This is a genomic window from Clostridium sp. AM34-9AC (genome assembly GCF_003480225.1).
Classification (GTDB): Bacteria; Bacillota; Clostridia; order Lachnospirales; family Lachnospiraceae; genus Acetatifactor; species Acetatifactor acetigignens.
Genome location: NZ_QUIU01000025.1, coordinates 41,047 through 59,085 on the forward strand (window position 1 = coordinate 41,047; position 18,039 = coordinate 59,085).

Consider the following 18,039-nt stretch of genomic DNA (forward strand, 5'->3'; position numbering starts at 1 on the left):
TTTTAGCTATTATTTTTGCGCAACATTTATTTTTTATAAAATATGCACATTTTCTCATGAAATGTCTATTTAGGAATAGTAAGTGTTTACATTTCCCTTCTGCATTCATTTCCCATAGCCGCAATATCTCTTGCCAAAAGTTATATAAACTTATATAATAATTACAAAGTTATATACACTTATATAAAGTTATATAAGATTTTAAAAGTTATATAAACTTATATAAGAAAAGGAGGTTTTCATTATGAGTGCCAATCCGTTTACGTTATCTTTTGGAAAAAAACCATTGCAATATATCTCCCGTCTCACGGAAACAAACCAAATTCTGGAAAGCTTTTGTGCCGAGATTCCATCCAATCAGATCTACATGATCACCGGTGTCCGTGGCTCTGGCAAGACTGTAATGATGACAAATATTGCTTCGGAATTACGAAAAAGAGAAGACTGGATCGTTGTGGAACTGAATCCTACCAGAGATTTACTGCAAAGTCTTGCTGCAAAAATCTACAGCATTCCCGAATTACACACGCTGTTCATTAATGCAAAACTTGACTTTTCTGCTTTTGGTCTGGGAGTATCCATTGAAAACGCTGCTCCGGTCACGGATATCGAAAACGCTCTGGAACTCATGTTGAAATATATCCAGAAAAGTGAAAAAAGGTTGCTGATCAGCGTTGATGAAGTGACGAATTCCGAATATATCCGAATCTTTGCAAGCTCCTTTCAGATTTTTTTACGAAACGACTATCCCATCTTTTTACTGATGACGGGATTATATGAAAATATTTATAATCTTCAAAATGATAAAGTACTGACCTTTTTATACCGTGCACCCAAATTAATCCTGGAGCCACTCAATTATACCGCTATCCGCAAACAATATATGGATATCTTTTCTCTGGATATAGATGCTGCCGGAGAACTGGCTTCACTGACCAAAGGCTATCCTTTTGCCTTTCAGGTACTTGGTTATCTCTACTGGGAAAATCGCGATAAAAAGACTTTGGAACAGATTTTGCCGGAATATGACCAATATCTGGATGAATATGTATACAGTAAAATATGGTCGGAATTATCCGATCTGGATAAAAAAATCGTAACTGAAATGTCTCTCAGCGGAGAGACTCAGGTAAAAGCTCTCCGTGAGCGATTAGATATGAAATCTGAACTTTTCTCTGTCTATCGTGAGCGTTTAAAGAGAAAAGGTGTCATTATTTCCAAAGAATACGGGAAAGTCACGCTGGCCTTACCTCGCTTTGATGAGTTTGTAAAAATACAACAGCTTATGTAGCTGGGAGGCACAGCGTCTATTCCACGCCCCGCAGGATAACTTTCCCCACATATTTCCGGGCCAGTTCCTCCATCTGTTCCAGTTCCTCTCTGGAAAATGCGCCGAACGGATCTACACCGCCCGGTTTCACATCGTCACATTCCGCTGTCTGTATCATCCGGTACAGGCAGTTTTCATTCTCTTCGTAATTCTGAAGATAATACGCAGGGCATCCCGCAATCCATTTACCGATTTTCTCAAATTCCGCCACGGTATGAATTCCCTTTACCACGGTAGTGCGGAATTCATAGGGGATGCCACTGCTTTTCAGGACGCCGATACTCTCCTCGATGCGGGAGATATCTATATGCGGCAGTCCCGCCGCCCGAGCATAATTATCCCTGGAAGCCTTAATATCCATCGCCACATAATCAATCAGGTGCTCCTGCAACAATTCCCACAATACCCCCGGCATATAGCCATTGGTATCCAGCTTGATCGAATATCCGAGTTCCTTGATCTTGCGTAAAAAATCCTTCAGATCCTTTTGCAGAGTCGGCTCTCCGCCGGTGACGCAGACCCCCTGGAGAATCCCCTGCCTTTTTTTCAGGTAAGAGAGTACTTCTTCCTCCGGAATGAGCGGCTGGCAGCCGGGATCCAGCACCAGTTCCCCGTTGTGACAAAACGGACAGCGAAAATTGCAGCCCCCTGTAAAAACAGTGGCTGCAATATGTTCCGGATAATCTAATAAAGTTGTCTTGTTAAAACCATGTATCTGCATAGTTTAAGTCCTCGGCATAGTAGAATCCCGCACCACCAGTTCTCCGTCGAACACGCAGTGCTGGTGCTTCGCCTTTTTCCCAATGATGTCGAACAGGATCCGGGCCGTCTCTCTCGCCATGCTGTCCACCGGCTGCTTTAAAGTCGTCAAGGACGGGATAACATATTTCCCGATTTCCACACCATCAAAGCCTGCCAGAGAAATATCCTCCGGCACCTTGTATCCGGCATCAGACAAGGCTTTCCCAGCACCGATCGCCAGCATATCGGAGATTGCGAAGATCGCCGTGCACGGAATCTGCTTCTCGAGGAATTCCTTTGTCACCATATAGCCATTCTCCAGGGAGTAATCTTCCAAATCACTCCTCATAGGCAGGATCAGTTCTTCTCTTACTTCTATTCCGTTATCCTTCAACGCCTTTTTATAGCCCTCCAGACGCAGCTTACCGATGGAAGCATCCGTTTTGCGGGCACAGAGGATTGCAATATCCTTATGTCCGTTCTTGCACAGATAGTCCACCATCTTGTAGCTTTCCTTGGTATCATCCACCGCTACGGAGGAATAGGTGTTGCGGCTGAAGCCCTTGGGTAGCATTCCCGTGGTACTTAAGATAAACGGCACATGAAGCTGTGCCAGCTTTTCCTCACTGTGCACCAGATAACCGCCGAGGAAGATAATGCCGCGAAGTCTTTTTTCCTTGACCAGCTTCAGTGCCACTTCCACTTCGTCCTCGTCATAGTCTACATGCTGCAATACCATGGCGTAAGATTTTTCCTTGATCTCTTCTTCCAATACCTTGATCATCTGGCTGAAGAAAGAGTTGTTAATACCTTTGACCAGTACTGCAATTGCCTTGGCATCCTGACGTTTCAGGTTTCTGGCACTGTTGTTGGGTACGTAGTTATTCTCTTTGATCACCCGCATGATCATTTCCTTGGTCTCAGGATTGATGTCCGGGTGGTTATTTATGGCACGGGATACCGTGCTGACACCGACACCGCAGATTCTTGCGATGTCTTTGATCGTGATTTCCTCCATGGAGCACAAACCTTTCCAAGCCTACGGACCTATCTGCCGTACAGCTTCGTCATACTGCGGATCCGTCCTGCAAGCTCCTTTGTAAAATCTCCGTTCCCCATTCTCCACTTCCAGTTGATGCCCAGTGTGGAAGGAATGTTGATGCGGGCCTCCGATCCCAGTCCAAGATAATCCTGCATGGGAATGATCGCCAGATCCGCTACGCTGGACATTGCGGCACGCACAAATTCCCAGGGAAGCTGCTCTCTGGGAATCGGCTCTCCGTCCGCATTTTTCAGACGCAGATAGTCGTCACAGAGCTTTTTGTCAGCTCCCTTCAAGGTGTCATACCACCCCATCACAGTATCATTATCATGAGTTCCCGTATATACCACGCAATTATGTGTATAATTATGCGGCAGATAATCACTTTCCTCACGGGAATCAAATGCAAACTGCAAAATTTTCATACCTGGATAACCGGATTTCTTCACTAATTCTATCACAGATGGTGTTAAAAAGCCAAGATCTTCTGCAATAACTTCTTTTTCTCCCAATTTTTCCTTCATGGAACGGAAAATATCATATCCCGGGCCATGTTCCCAGTGGCCGTGCTCCGCAGTGGGTTCCCCATAGGGAATCGCATAATAAGCATCGAATCCACGAAAATGATCGATACGTACCACATCATAGCGTTCAAAGCAGGCTGCCAGCCGCTGCATCCACCAGGCATAACCGGTCTCCTTGTGATGTTCCCAGTTATACAGAGGATTGCCCCACAGCTGTCCGGTGACGGAAAACGCATCGGGAGGGCATCCCGCCACTGCTACCGGCTCACAATTCTCATCGAACTGGAACAGCTCCGGATTCGCCCAGGCATCTGAGCTGTCAAATGCCACATAAATGGGAATATCCCCAATAATCTTGATGCCGTTATCGTTGGCATAGGTCTTTAGTTTCTCCCACTGTACCTGGAACAGATACTGCTGGAACTGGTAAAACATAATCTCTTTCGCATATTTTCTGCGATATTTGTCCATGGCAGCCGGGGTTCTTAGCTTGATATCCTCTTCCCAGGCTGCCCAGCAGATGCCGCGGAAACCATCCTTGATGGCCATATAAAGTGCATAATCCTCCAGCCAGTATGCATTCTTCTGTACAAACTCCTGAAATCTCGCATCTTCTTCAATATGACTGTTATCAAACGCTTCCTTCAACAGGCGGAAACGGCTCTTATAGATTTTGCCGTAATCCACGGAATGGATATCCGTGCCGAAGTCATAGGTATTGCACTGCTCTGCGGTCACATAGCCTCTCGCCACCAGATCCTCGGGATCAATAAAGTAGGGATTACCCGCAAAAGTGGAAAAAGACTGGTACGGAGAATCTCCATAGCTGGTGGGTCCTAATGGCAGAATCTGCCAGTAGGCCTGACCGGCTTCTTTTAATCTGTCAATAAATTTATATGCTTCCTTGGAAAAGCAACCGATTCCGTAGCGGGACGGCAGGCTGCTCACCGGCAGTAATATTCCGCTTTTTCTCATATTAATAACCACATCTTTCTATTTTTTAGCCCTTAACTGCACCGGCTACCACGCCCTCGATAATGTACTTCTGACAGGTCAGATAGAAGACGATAATAGGGATTACGGACAGTACCAGCAGTGCCATCATGGCACCCAGATCCTTTGCACCGTAAGAACCTACCAGGTATTGTACTACAACCGGTATGGTCTTGTAATTAGTACTCAGGCCGATCACCAGATAAGGCAGCAGATAGTCGTTCCAGATCCACATGGCATTCAGAATGGCTACGGTGATGGCTGTGGGCTTCAGGATCGGCATTACGACACCGAAGAAGGTCTGCAAAGGGTTGCATCCGTCGATCATGGCTGCCTCTTCGATGTCCAGTGGAATCGATTTGATGAATCCACAGAACATGAATACGGACAGGCCGGAACCAAATCCCAGATACAGCAGCACCATTCCGGGAGGGTTGTTCAGGTGGGTCATATTAGCCAGCTTGGACATAGTGAACATTACCATCTGGAAAGGCACGATCATGGAAAATACGAACATGTAATACAGCACATTGGTCACGCCGGTTTTCACTCTGGTCAGATAGTACGCAGTCATGGAAGTGAACAGAATGATCGCTGCCACGGAAAATACAGTGATAAATGCAGACCAACCGAAAGCTGTGAAAAAACCGGTTTTTTCAATACCGTTCACATAGTTGGTCAATCCCACAAAGGTCTCTGCGGTAGGCAGTGCAAACGGATTGTTGCTGATGAACAGTTTTCCCTTAAAGGAGTTGATCAGCACGAAGAAAATAGGTGTTAAAAATGCAACTACCAGCAGACACAGGATACAAAATATGATCACATTGGAAGTTTTTTTCTTAGTCATTATTGTTCTACCTCCTTACGTCTGGTAAGTACCAGCTGTCCCAGGGCTATGACTGCCACAACGATGAAGAACAGTACTGCTTTTGCCTGACCGACACCTTCGTAACCGTTTCTGCCGTAGAAAGTATTGTAAATATCCAGAGCCAGCATTGCGGTCTTTTTGCTGGGAGCACCGGCAGTCAGCGCCAGGTTCTGGTCAAAGAGCTTGAAACTATTGGATACAGTAAGGAACAAACATATAGTAATAGATGGCATAACCATCGGAATTTTCACTTTGAATAAAGTCTGTAACGAAGTAGCTCCGTCAATCTGTGCTGCTTCGATCAGGTCTGTAGGTACATTCTGTAGTCCGGCTACATAAATGATCATCATATAACCGATCATCTGCCAGTTCATCAGGATGACCAATCCCCAGAAACCATAGGTAGGATTAGCTACCAGTGTGGTCTCATATTTCAACAATACCGCATTGATCATCTGCTGCCAGATATAACCCAGGATGATACCACCGATCAGGTTCGGCATGAAGAATACGGTACGGAACAGGTTGGTTCCTTTGATCTTTCTGGTCAGTGCCAGTGCCAGAATGAACGCAAACACGTTAATGGTAATGATAGATACAACAGAAAACTTTAAGGTAAAACCGAATGCGTTGACAAAATCTTTGTCCGCAAAAATTTTGATATAATTTTCCAGGCCTACAAATTGTGCATTTGTAATCGTCTTAAATTTGCAAAAGGACAGATATACGCCCATAACAAACGGTATGATAAATGCAAAGGAAAATGCGATCAATGTAGGCAGTACAAAAATGGGAAAATATCGTTTTAATGTCTTTTGCATAAGCCTTCTCCTATTAATTCCTTTTTACATGATATTCCGGGTTTTACAAACACGGGGGCCGTGGTACCACCACCGCCCCCTGTGTCTGAAGTTATATAAGATGGATAACGATTCAGAATAGTTATAAGTTAAGATCAATTAGTTAGCTGCGGTTGCGGCCTTTTCAGTTGCCCATTCGTCAACTACTTTTGTCTTTACAGCGTCCCAGTCGATGGAACCGGAAGCATACTCCAGAAGAGCTGCACCGAAGTCATCCTTGAACTGCTGGCTGGGGAAGGAAGTGAAGTTCCAGGATACAGATGTCTTGGAGGTATCTGCCATGTAACGAAGAACTTCCTGTGCCAGAGGATCGGTGGGCTTTTCATCATCGCTAAAGGTATCGAAAGGAGCGATGAATCCAAGGTCGTTGGTTACTGCTGCCTTACCGGTCTCAGAAGAGAACAGCCATTCAACGAATGCGATAGATGCTGCCTGATCCTCAGCAGAAGCTTCCTTGTTGATGCAGAAGAAGTTCTCAGTACCGGTGCACAGTCCCTGGTTCTCTTCACCTTCAACTCCTGTATAGATAGGAAGGAACTTAACATCCTCAGCCTTAACGGTGTTACCGTCTACGCCATTGATCTGGCTCCAACCCCAGTTACCGTTCTGTACCATTGCTGCCTGACCCAGAGCGAACTCAGCCATGGAGTCGTCTACAGACTTGCTTCCCAGCAGACCGGGTGCTGTGCAGGAGTTGTTGATGTACAGATCAAAAATGTTCTTGAAGTTATCGGAGTAAGTGAACTCCAGAGTGTCGGTATCGGTGATACCCTTGTCCTTGAACTCGTAGTATACAGGGATGTTAGCCAGATGAGTCTGCCATCTCCAGTCTTCACCGGGAGTCAGGGATGTGGAAGCGAATACGCCTTCAATACCCAGCTCATCTTTCTTAGCCTGCATATCTTCTACAACCTCTTTTAACTTAGCGAAGTTGTTGATCTCATCCATGCTTGCTGCCTTAGCGCCGTCCAGTGCGAAGTACTTCTGCATGATAGCGTCGTTATAAATGATACCATAACCCTCTACTACGTAAGGGATTCCGTATACACCACCGTCTTCGCCGGTGATTGCCAGGCTCTTATCCATTAACCAGCTGTACAGGTCTGTATCCTTTAAGTCTGCGCAGTAGTCTTTCCAGTTCTGATAACCGATAGGTCCGTTGATCTGGAACAGGGTAGGTGCTTCCTTGTTAGCGATCTCAGACATCAGTGTCTGCTCGTAGGTACCGCTTGCTGCGGTAACAACCTTTACAGGAACACCGGTCTCCTCGGTATATTCCTTAGCCAGTTTCTGCCATACTTCATCAACTTCAGGCTTGAAGTTCAGGTAGTATACAGAGCCTGCTGCCTCTGCGGTCTTCTCTGCCGCCTCGGTAGTTGCTGCTGCGTCCGTCTTGTTGTCGGTAGCAGGGGTGGTTGCTGTTGCATTGTCAGCATTTCCGCAACCGGTCAGCATGGAAGCTGCCATTACTGCACAAAGTAAAACACTTGCCAGTTTCTTCTTCATAATCTTACCTCTCCTTTTTTGTTTGAACGGGAACCCTTCATAATTCTTGCTATACTCCCGTCAGGTTGTCGGAAACGGTTTCGGTATTGTTCCCGGTAACGTTTCCGTTGCTGTAATTAGAAAATAGCACATCCACGAACTGGTTGCAAGTGCTTTTCTGTAAATCCCTGGAAGTTTGTATATTGTTCTCAAAATACTTCTCGCAGTTTTGTGCATTTTCACAATGACTTTATAATTCTTCTGCCGTTTATATTCTTTTTTCAAATAATTAACCCCTCGAGCGGACTGGCTCCTACTCGATTTTTATACTTTGTACACCATCTCGCTTAAAAGCTCGATGATGTACATTCGCCAGGTACAGATTCTTGTGCAAGCACAAATCTGTCCCTGGCTCATCGTATACACAAAAAGAGGTGCCGCCTCATCGTTCTGCAGCACCTCCCGGGTTCTTTTTTCTATTTTATTTTTACAGATACTTTTTCCAGCCTTCCGGCAGATATTTTGCCGTGCTGCGGAGCATATCCCTTACCAGCTCTTCCACCTGTTCTCTGGAAGCTCTTCCTTTCACCTGCGGATCCTCCAGGAATGCTTCCACCACCAGATCAAAATCACACAGAATAGCTGCTTTCAGAATCCGCTCATGGTTTGCCACATGGGGATCCACCAGCTCCTTGATCTGCTCCGGAAGCTCTCCGGCATACAACGGGCGGATGGCATCTCTCTCGAATACCGCATTGGTCTCTACAACCGCACTTTCCGGCAGATTGGCAATCTGATGTCCGGTATTGGGAATATTGACATTGCTGATCTTGCGGGTCAGTCCGCAGAGTGCCTTGATCAGCTGGATACCTTCCTCCCCGGTAGGCTTCAACTCGATCTCTTCCTCACCGGCTGCCAGTCTCGCGCTCTTTGCCAGACGTTCCTGCAGATCCTTCTTTCTCCAGTCTACGGTAGTCAGACCGAATTTCCATCTCTTTACCGTCTCGGGATCTTTCAGGTAACTGTCACCCACACCGGGCATGAATTCCACCAGATGCCTGTCGCCTGCTGCTGCGATCAGACCATATTTGCGGAACAGATCAAATTTCACAATATGGGCACACTCGAAAGTAGAGTTCGCCCAGTTTTTATCTGCTTCTTTGTAGCCGTCTTCCTTATGCTCCTCAGTATATTTCCGGTAAATGGGGAACAGATCGACTCCTTTATAGGAAGCATAGTCGAACCAGGTGAAATGGTTGATACCCAGTACATTGACCTGGATATCCTCACGTTTCACATTCTTAAGCCCCATGGTCTCTTCCAGAATACCCTTTAACACTTTTTGGGTACCGAATACTTCATGGCAGCATCCAAAAGCTTTGATCTCCGGAAAAACATAGTATAAAGTCTTCACGCACAGGGACATGGGGTTGGTGTAATTGATGACCCAGGCTTTCGGTGCATATGCCCTGATGGCCTGTGCGATCTCCACATACATGGGAATCGTACGCAGTGCTCTCATGGCACCGCCGGGGCCTGCGGTATCTCCTACAGACTGATAGATTCCCAGTCGTTCCGGCATATGTACATCCACAGCCATCTCATCAAAAGTTCCCGGCAGAATAGAGATCACGATGAAATCCGCACCGGTCAATGCGGACTGTAAGCTGTCAGAAACAGTATAGTTCCATTTGCCCACCACATCCTCTCTTGCAGAAAGTCTGTTGCCGATGATCTCATTGTGTTTTGCCGCCTCCGCATCAATATCATACAGGCGGATGGTTCCGGACAGTTCTTCATCCATGGCCAGATCCGTCATAAATGTCCATGCCCATCCTCTGGAACCACCGCCAATATAGGCGATCTGTAAATCTTTTACCTTTCCGTCTGCATACTCCATTTTTGTATCCTCCTTATGTATTTCCGGTCCTTGGGATCCTCTGCTCCATCGGCCCGTACTGCCTTCTCTATATTGCACATTATAGCCTATGGCTGTATAATAATCTTGCTATTATTTGCGTATTTTTTTTCATTTTCGTACTATATTGACTTTTGTTTTTATACAAGCTCATAGATTTGTAATATAGCCTGCGCATACTGTTTTTCAGAATGCAGTCTAATATAGCACTAATATAGCATAGGAAAAAGGAGATCACTATTATGTTTGAAACAGGGGATTTTCAGACACCGGCTCCACCGGAATCAGGCGTTGCGGGCAATGCTGTTGCTTCGACGCCTCAGGATCACTGGCTCTATAATGAGCTTGTAGACGGATTCCACATCGACCGTGTTGTACGGGACTATAATTATTCCATGGATATCCGTCACATTCACGAAGAATACGAGATTTATTATCTTTTAGAGGGGGAACGGTATTATTTTATCAACCAGCAGACCTATCTGGTCACCCCGGGAACGCTGGTCTTCATTGACAAGGAGCAGATCCACCGCACCGGTATGGCTTCCGCCGGACCACATCACGACCGGATCGTTTTAGGAATCATGGAAGAGCCCTTTTCTACCTTTCTGGCATCTTTCGGAGGATTGCAGCTACAGAGTTTTTTCACGGAGCAGGGCAGTATTCTGACACTGCCAGAAGAAATGCGCCCCTATATCCAGTCTCTGTTGCAGGACATTGCCTCTGAGCTGATCCACAAAAAGCCCGGCTATCTTCTGGCCGCCATGACGAAGCTGGCAGAATTTTTCATTGCCGTGCTGCGCTTGCAGCCCGAGGGTCCCGTTGTCTCATTCCCGGCCAGACATTCGAACCCGAAGTATCAAAAGGTCGATGAAGTGGCGCACTATATTGTAGAACATTGTACTGAGCGGATCTCTCTGGAGGATCTCGCTGGGCGGTTCTATATCAACAAATTTTACCTGAGCCGTATTTTCAAAGAAGTCACCAGTTTTACCATCAATGATTACCTGAATGTCAACCGCATCAAAAAAGCCCACCGGCTCCTTCTGGAAACGGATGACAGCATCACTTCCATTGCGGAACAGTTGGGCTATGAAAATATTACTTATTTTGAACGGGTGTTTAAAAAATACCGGAATATGACACCGTTAAAATACCGGAATTATTATCGGTCGGAGACGGAGTGACCTATGAATCTGCAGCTGTCTGAACGTATACTCCTTGTCTGCTTCATGATAAGCCGCTCTACAACAGATCACTCAGTCTTGCGAACTGCTCCAGTGTCAATGCTTCGCCTCTTACGGTAGGGGACAGGCCCATCTGTGCCAGGGCTGCTGCCGCGGATTCCTTGGTGATGCCTGGGAGGCCCGCATTTCCCAGACCGTTCACCAGGGTCTTACGGCGCTGGTTGAAGGAAGCCCGGATCAGGGCGAACATCTTCTTCTCATCCTTCACCTGTACCGGCGGTTCTTCGTAGCGGGTCAGGCGGATGACCGCGCTACCCACATTCGGTCTCGGGATGAAGCAGTTGGGCGGTACATTCGCCACGATTTCCGGCTTTGCATAATACTGCACCGCCAGAGACAGGGCGCCGTAATCCTTCGTGCCGGGGCCTACCTGCATACGGTCCGCCACTTCCTTCTGCACCATGATGGTGATGCTCTTCAGCGGCACACGGCTCTCGAATAAGCCCATGATGATCGGTGTCGTTATGTAATAGGGCAGGTTTGCCACCACCTTGATGGGACGGCCTCCGTTTTTCTCCTCCACCAGCCGGTTAATGTCCACTTTCAGGATATCATCATTAATGACCGTGACGTTATCATAGTCCTGTAATGTCTCTTCCAGAATAGGGATCAGTGCCTTGTCGATCTCCACGGTCACCACGCTGCCCGCCCGCTCCGCAAGATACTGGGTCATGGTACCGATGCCCGGTCCGATCTCCAGCACGCAGTCCTCCTTTGTAATCTCCGCAGAAGAAATAATCCGGTCCAGAACCGTCGTGTCTATAAGAAAGTTCTGTCCGAATTTTTTTTGAAAATTAAAATGGTACTTCTGCAGTACCGCAATGGTATTCTGGGGAATGCCCAAATAAGCCATAATAAGCCTCCTTAATAATACTTAAAATCCTCTAAAAAGTGAATGCAGTCATACAACACCAGCACATCCATTCCCTGTTCCGGTTCATACTGCTCCATCAGTTGGAACAGTTTCCCGTTAAAATACCGCAGATCTACCACATAGATATTCTCATAATGGGTCGTGAGCAGCGGAATCAGGCTATTGGCATAAGAATCCTTGATGACGAACAGCGTCTTGCCGGGATTATATTCTGTGTGGATCTCAATAAATGCATGATTGTCATTCAGAAAAAAGCCGTACTGATTCTTGGTGTCCAGATAATCCGGTGCATACAGAGAATCTGCCGTGTCCGTAAAATCATAGGTCACCGATATTGCTTTTTTCTCCGTCTCCGGGAAATACTGTATGCTATCCTTCGTCCAGTCCACATTGATCCGGGACTGCAGGGTTCCCTGAAAATCCTCCGACACCGTCTTCCTGCCATTGACATCATACGGATAGGGAAAGCGTCCCACACTGTCCGCCCAGGCAAGAAATCCGTAATAGGCTCCCAGGCTGGTCCAATGATGATCCGTGCGATAATAGATGGGCTCCTGTGCATGCTCCTGCAAAGCGTGATACACATCTATATAATGCTCTTCTCCAATAGAATTCCTTACCTTCGTAAGCAGCCGTTCTTCGTCATAATAAGGTGCAAATGCCGGCAGCTTATCCGTGAGAATGTTGTCCGCCGTCGGTACCAGCATGACTTTGGCATCCCAGTGGTTCACCAGCTTTGTTAACGATGCGACACGGGAATTTTCCATCTGCTCCGTATACTCATCGGGATCGTTTACTCCGATCAGATACCGGTCTGCTCCCAGATAGACCCCGTTGATCTCTTTTTTCCGGAAACAGATATCTGCCCGGGTCTTAAGTCCTACCCATTTATCCCGTCCTACGAACTGGTCGGACATGTATTTCTCATACGCATCCCCGTATTCTCCCGTAAAAAGACTCTCCCAGGAAAAGGCAGGGCGGGAAGCCAGCACCCGGTTCTCCGCTTCCGAATATACTCTGTCACTGTTCCACAGATCTGCCACTCCCAGAACCAGAAGTACCGCACAGACCAGTCCGATGGTCAACAGCGAATTTCTTTTATCATCCATATGCGGTTCCTCCTTCCCGGTTAGAATCGAAAATACAAAAAGGGATTATACGACGCATCCACAATATACGCCACCGACAGAAGCAGCAGTACTGCCGGAATCACCTTTTCTCCCAACCGGTACAGTGCCATGGCGGGGCCTGTCTTACTGCTTTTCAAAGCATGCACCAGTCTGCTGCCTAGCGGAAGACATGCCACCAATGCGATGACCAGAAGCACCAGATACTCATTGCTCAAAAACATGGCCAGTGAATTCACGGGCCCTACCCCGTTCATTCCAAACATAGCCTGCAGATAAGCCAGAATCTCACCGGGACTTTCCAGTGCAAAAAATACCCAGCTGATCAATACCACCGCCAGCGTATAAACCCTGCCGAACACTTTGGGCACACTCTCCAGAACTTCTCCCAGAAACAGTTTTTCCAGAATCAGGAAAAGCGCAAACCACAGCCCCCAGAACAGGAAGTTCCATCCCGCACCGTGCCAGATACCGGTCAGCATCCATACCACCAGAATATTAAACAGCTGTCTCGGCAAGCCCTTGCGATTGCCACCCAGCGGAATATACACATACTCCTTGAACCAGGTACTTAGGGAAATATGCCATCTGTGCCAGAAATCTTTGACCGAAGTGGCAACGTACGGATAATTGAAGTTCTCCGGGAAATGGAAGCCTAAGACTGACCCCAGTCCGATCGCCATGTCGGAATAGCCTGAAAAATCAAAGTAGATCTGCAATGCAAAGGCGGCAATTCCCAGCCATGCCATGAGAACACTCATCTGATCCGTTCCCAGCTCCGTTACCTGTTTCCATAATAATCCCAGATTATTGGCCAGCAATACCTTTTTCGCCAGTCCCGTCACAAAACGCTTCGCACCATAGCTGATGGCATCCAGGTCGATCCGTCTGTCCTGCAGATACCGTTCCACCTGATGATACTTTAAAATAGGCCCGGCGATCAGCTGTGGGAACATGGTCACGTAGACACCGAACTGCAGAATATTGCGCTGCGCTTTTGTATCGCCCCGGTACACATCGATCACATAAGACATGGTCTGGAAGGTGTAAAAGGAAATTCCGATGGGTAACGGAAGATTCAGAAACGGAATCGACGTTCCGAAGACCGCATTCACCGTCTGCATCAGGAAATCGGCATATTTAAAAAATCCCAGGATAAAAAGATTGATGACAATGGAACATAGCAAAAAGATCCTGGAGCGATCCTTCCCTCTGTATTCTTCGATCAGCCTTCCCCACACATAATCGGATATGGTAGAAAAAAGCATGAGGAAAATATAGACGGGCTCTCCCCAGGCATAAAAGATCAGGCTCCCCAGGAAGAGAACCAGATTCTTCATCTTCCGGGGAACCAGGAAATAGCAGATCATAAAAATCGGCAAAAACCGAAAAAGAAACAATACACTGCTGAATACCATTCACTCTACTCCGTATTTACTCCAGAGTCTGTCTGATAGCCTCCAGGGCAAGTTCATTCTGCTCCTGACAGTAAGTGATCACGGCCTCATCGCCCTGTTCTTCCACAGAGGAAGTGTCCGCACCCAACTGTACAAAGCATACATAATCGCCTATCCGTTCCACTCGGGATGCCTGAATCTTGCCCAGATTCATGGGATACTGCATCGTGTCATTCACCAGACTGTCACGGTAGGCGTTCAATGCACTTTCTACCTCTTCTACCTTACCATCTTTTGCATGAATAATCAATAAAGTATCTACATTGACGCTGATCATGGGTGCCTCTCCCAGGTAGGCATCATAGAGCTCCGCACTGACACCGTAGGTCTCGTTCAGCATTTCCCCGGGTATCTCGGAATCCGGCCAGTAATTGTCTCCCAGTGCATCCGTAACTGCCTTTTTTGCACTCTGTAACTCTTTCGCAGCGTCCTTCGGATTCTGTGCAGCGGTTGTACTACCGGCCTCGCCGGTCTCCTGTCCCGCTGCGGTGCTCTCCATGGTGGACTGCTGGTTGTCTGATGCAGCGCTGTTATTATCCTTGCCTCCGCAGGCGGTCATAGAAAGTGCCAGAGCACTCATAAGTAACATACATGCTAATTTCTTTTTCATAAAATCTCTCCTTGTTTTGCAGGGATATTTCCCATGTTCAGTTGCAGTATCCCCTTTTTGGGGATCCCTATTCTATCAGACGACAATCCGGTAGAAAAAGTTTCATTAAATTTTCAACAGCCAGAACAGAAACGGCATTGTAGCTACGGACAGCACAGTGGTCAGCGCCACGCCCTTAGAGGTCAGCCGGTAATCACCGTCATATTGCTGCGCCAGCATGACTGTCATGCTGCCGACAGGTGTGGCCGTCATGACCAGACAGACACCCAGAAACATGGGGTCTGTAATGAAAAAACGCAGTCCCCACAGAAGCAGTGCCGGCATAAGCAGCAGCTTCACAACAGAAAAGAGCAGCAGCCGCACATCCGTAAACAGATCCTTTAACCGGATCTGTGCCAGCGAATCACCGATTACCAGCATACTTAATGGTCCGGTGACAGCTCCGATCCGGGTGGCAGTATCTTTGAAGACCATCGGAACCGGAAGATTACTGATATACAGGGTCACTGCAATGAGGCAGGAGATCACCCCCACATTCATCAGCTGCTTCCAGTTCAGCTTTTCCCGCTGTCCGGAGGTCTTCATCCTGTTAATGCCATAGGTATAGATCAGCACACTGTAAAGCAGATTAAAAATTGCAGCATGGATCACTGCTTCACCGCCGTACATGGCATCCAGCAGAGGATAGCCCATAAAGCCAATATTGGCGAAGATCGTCATGACCTGATAAGAACCATAATCTTCTCTGTCTGCCCGAAGCAGTCTCGGAATCAGCTCTGCAATCACAAACATGATAGCAAAAAAGATCAGCGCCACAGCCAGCGTAACCAACAATGCCGCCTTATTTTCCAATGTTTCAGGATTCATGCCGGAGGCAATGATCAGCGCCGGATTGCCGATATTAATGACGATACCGGAGATCATCTTGCCGGTATTTTCCCCGAATACTCCGACCTTTCTGCAGATGTACCCGATCAGCATGATCAGGAAAAAAATCACCATTTGTTGAAGTAAAAGCATACGCTGCCTTCTTTCTGTATTTAATCAGGAAATAGTAACTATTCAGAACCCCATTCGCAAAACCGCGTACATCATAGCACATATGTGCTCTTTTTCACAACAAAAAATTATTGTTTTCCACCCTTTTTGCTTTCTTTCTTTACAAAACTACGGACAGTACGCTATACTTGCAAAGGACTATTGATGGAAACGACGCTGCAAAGCAGCAGAATGTGAGGAAATATGAGCATATTAAACGTAGAACACCTGACCCACGGATTTGGAGACCGTGCTATTTTTAACGATGTATCGTTTCGCCTGCTGAAGGGGGAACATATCGGTCTCATCGGTGCCAACGGCGAGGGAAAATCTACCTTTATGAATATTATCACCGGTAAACTGATGCCGGATGAGGGCAAAGTGGAATGGGCGAAGAATGTCCGCGTCGGCTATCTGGACCAGCATACAGTGCTGACCCCCGGTATGACGATCCGTCAGGTACTGGCTTCCGCTTTTGATTTCTTATACGATATGGAAGCACAGATGAATGAAATCTGTGACAAAATGGGAGATGCCACCTCGGAAGAACTGGAACAGTACATGGAAGACCTGGGAACAATCCAGGATCTGCTGACTATGCATGATTTCTATATGATCGACGCCAAAGTGGAGGAAGTGGCAAGAGCTCTGGGACTGATGGATATCGGCCTGGACCGTGATGTGACAGAGTTGTCAGGTGGTCAGCGTACCAAAGTTCTGTTGGGCAAACTTCTGTTGGAAAAGCCCGATATTCTGCTGCTGGATGAGCCGACCAACTATCTGGATGCGGAACATATCGAATGGCTCAAGCGTTATCTGAATGAATATGAGAACGCATTTATCCTGATCAGCCATGACATTCCCTTCCTGAACAGTGTCATCAACCTGATCTATCACATGGACAATCAGGAGCTGACCCGCTATGTGGGCGATTACGACAAGTTCCAGGAAGTCTATGCCATGAAGAAGTCCCAGCTGGAGGCCGCATATAATCGTCAGCAGAAGGAGATCGCCGATTTGAGGGATTTCGTAGCAAGAAACAAGGCTCGTGTATCCACCCGTAACATGGCCATGTCCCGCCAGAAGAAGCTGGATAAGATGGATGTCATCGAGCTGGCTGCGGAGAAGCCGAAGCCTGAATTCTCTTTCAAGGAGGGCCGCACCACTGGTCGTATCATTTTCGAGACAAAGGATCTGATCATCGGTTATGACGAGCCGCTGTCCAAGCCCCTGAATTTGTCCATGGAACGTGGCGAGAAGGTAGCGCTGATCGGTGCCAACGGTATCGGTAAGACCACACTGTTGAAGAGCATTCTGGGACTGATCCCGCCTCTGTCCGGCGAAGTGGAGCAGGGGGATTATCTGGAGATCGGTTATTTCGAGCAGGAAATGTCCGGTTCCGGTGACAACAGCTGTATCGAAGAGATCTGGCAGGAATTTCCCGCGTTTACCCAGTATGAGGTGCGTTCCGCCCTGGCCAGATGCGGTCTGACCACAAAGCATATTGAGAGCCGCGTAAAGGTACTCAGCGGTGGTGAGCAGGCAAAGGTAAGACTCTGCAAGCTCATGAACCGTGCCACGAACGTTCTGTTACTGGACGAGCCAACGAACCATCTGGATGTGGATGCCAAAGACGAGCTGAAACGGGCACTGAAAGAATACAAGGGAAGTATTCTCATGGTCTGCCATGAGCCGGAATTCTACGATGGCCTGGCCACCCAGGTATGGGATCTGTCCCAGTGGACCACAAAGCTGTAAATAGAAAGTTAGCCTAGCTACGAGCCATGCAAAAATAGAACGGAATACCTCGGTTGGAGCTTGCTCACACAAGAGGTTATTTCGTTCTATTTTTATACTGTGCGTCCAACGGACACACTCGACAGCCGTCTATTCATAAGATTGACAGCGTTCTTTGCTGACAATCT

Annotated in this window: 15 protein-coding genes; 3 read left to right on the plus strand and 12 right to left on the minus strand. The window is 47.2% G+C overall.

Features of this window, described 5'->3' with window-relative positions:
* Positions 1–244: 244 nt before the first annotated feature.
* Entirely contained in the window at positions 245–1,291 is a 1,047-nt protein-coding gene (locus DW835_RS14080) for an ATP-binding protein (RefSeq protein ID WP_118668829.1), read from the plus strand.
* Between the two features lie 16 nt (positions 1,292–1,307).
* Here DW835_RS14080 and DW835_RS14085 read toward each other — a convergent pair whose 3' ends face one another.
* The 7 genes from DW835_RS14085 to DW835_RS14115 all read right to left on the minus strand — a co-directional run bounded on the left by DW835_RS14085 (position 1,308) and on the right by DW835_RS14115 (position 9,743).
* A complete protein-coding gene (locus DW835_RS14085; protein WP_118668830.1) occupies positions 1,308–2,051 on the minus strand; it encodes an anaerobic ribonucleoside-triphosphate reductase activating protein in 744 nt (247 codons plus the stop codon).
* Positions 2,052–2,054: 3 nt separating this feature from the next.
* Positions 2,055–3,089: a LacI family DNA-binding transcriptional regulator gene (locus tag DW835_RS14090; protein ID WP_022312441.1), complete on the minus strand. Its 1,035-nt coding sequence runs from the start codon at positions 3,087–3,089 to the stop codon at positions 2,055–2,057.
* A gap of 29 nt (positions 3,090–3,118) precedes the next feature.
* Positions 3,119–4,612 carry a 4-alpha-glucanotransferase gene (gene malQ, locus DW835_RS14095; RefSeq protein WP_118668831.1) on the minus strand — a complete coding sequence of 498 codons (1,494 nt, stop codon included), beginning with the start codon at positions 4,610–4,612 and terminating at the stop codon, positions 3,119–3,121.
* Positions 4,613–4,637: 25 nt separating this feature from the next.
* A complete protein-coding gene (locus DW835_RS14100; RefSeq protein WP_022312439.1) occupies positions 4,638–5,477 on the minus strand; it encodes a carbohydrate ABC transporter permease in 840 nt (279 codons plus the stop codon).
* Entirely contained in the window at positions 5,477–6,319 is an 843-nt protein-coding gene (locus DW835_RS14105; RefSeq protein ID WP_118504942.1) for a sugar ABC transporter permease, read from the minus strand. Before DW835_RS14105 ends, DW835_RS14100 begins: the two co-directional genes overlap by 1 nt.
* Before the next feature lie 138 nt (positions 6,320–6,457).
* Positions 6,458–7,864: an ABC transporter substrate-binding protein gene (locus DW835_RS14110; protein WP_117466388.1), complete on the minus strand. Its 1,407-nt coding sequence runs from the start codon at positions 7,862–7,864 to the stop codon at positions 6,458–6,460.
* Between the two features lie 466 nt (positions 7,865–8,330).
* The gene (locus DW835_RS14115) at positions 8,331–9,743 is read right to left on the minus strand and encodes an alpha-glucosidase/alpha-galactosidase (protein WP_118668832.1); all 1,413 of its coding nucleotides are present in this window, start codon (positions 9,741–9,743) and stop codon (positions 8,331–8,333) included.
* A gap of 260 nt (positions 9,744–10,003) precedes the next feature.
* Here DW835_RS14115 and DW835_RS14120 point away from each other — a divergent pair, with 260 nt between their 5' ends.
* Positions 10,004–10,948, plus strand: coding sequence for an AraC family transcriptional regulator (locus DW835_RS14120; protein WP_118668833.1), 945 nt, complete (start codon positions 10,004–10,006; stop codon positions 10,946–10,948).
* Between the two features lie 58 nt (positions 10,949–11,006).
* On the opposite strand, the gene rsmA is transcribed toward DW835_RS14120, so the two are convergent.
* The 5 genes from rsmA to DW835_RS14145 form a co-directional block, all read right to left on the minus strand.
* Positions 11,007–11,861 carry a 16S rRNA (adenine(1518)-N(6)/adenine(1519)-N(6))-dimethyltransferase RsmA gene (rsmA, locus tag DW835_RS14125; protein ID WP_118668834.1) on the minus strand — a complete coding sequence of 285 codons (855 nt, stop codon included), beginning with the start codon at positions 11,859–11,861 and terminating at the stop codon, positions 11,007–11,009.
* Positions 11,862–11,872: 11 nt separating this feature from the next.
* On the minus strand, positions 11,873–12,991 hold the full coding sequence (locus DW835_RS14130; RefSeq protein WP_118668835.1) for a DHHW family protein: 1,119 nt from the start codon (positions 12,989–12,991) through the stop codon (positions 11,873–11,875).
* 20 nt (positions 12,992–13,011) lie between these two features.
* Positions 13,012–14,427, minus strand: a complete 1,416-nt coding sequence (locus DW835_RS14135; RefSeq protein ID WP_118668836.1) for an MBOAT family O-acyltransferase — start codon at positions 14,425–14,427, stop codon at positions 13,012–13,014.
* Between the two features lie 16 nt (positions 14,428–14,443).
* Positions 14,444–15,076, minus strand: a complete 633-nt coding sequence (locus tag DW835_RS14140) for a DUF4358 domain-containing protein (RefSeq protein ID WP_117466393.1) — start codon at positions 15,074–15,076, stop codon at positions 14,444–14,446.
* Between the two features lie 105 nt (positions 15,077–15,181).
* Positions 15,182–16,096: an AEC family transporter gene (locus DW835_RS14145; protein ID WP_117466394.1), complete on the minus strand. Its 915-nt coding sequence runs from the start codon at positions 16,094–16,096 to the stop codon at positions 15,182–15,184.
* A gap of 222 nt (positions 16,097–16,318) precedes the next feature.
* Between DW835_RS14145 and DW835_RS14150 the strand changes: the two genes are divergently transcribed.
* A complete protein-coding gene (locus DW835_RS14150; protein WP_022312428.1) occupies positions 16,319–17,872 on the plus strand; it encodes an ABC-F family ATP-binding cassette domain-containing protein in 1,554 nt (517 codons plus the stop codon).
* Positions 17,873–18,039: the final 167 nt, after the last annotated feature.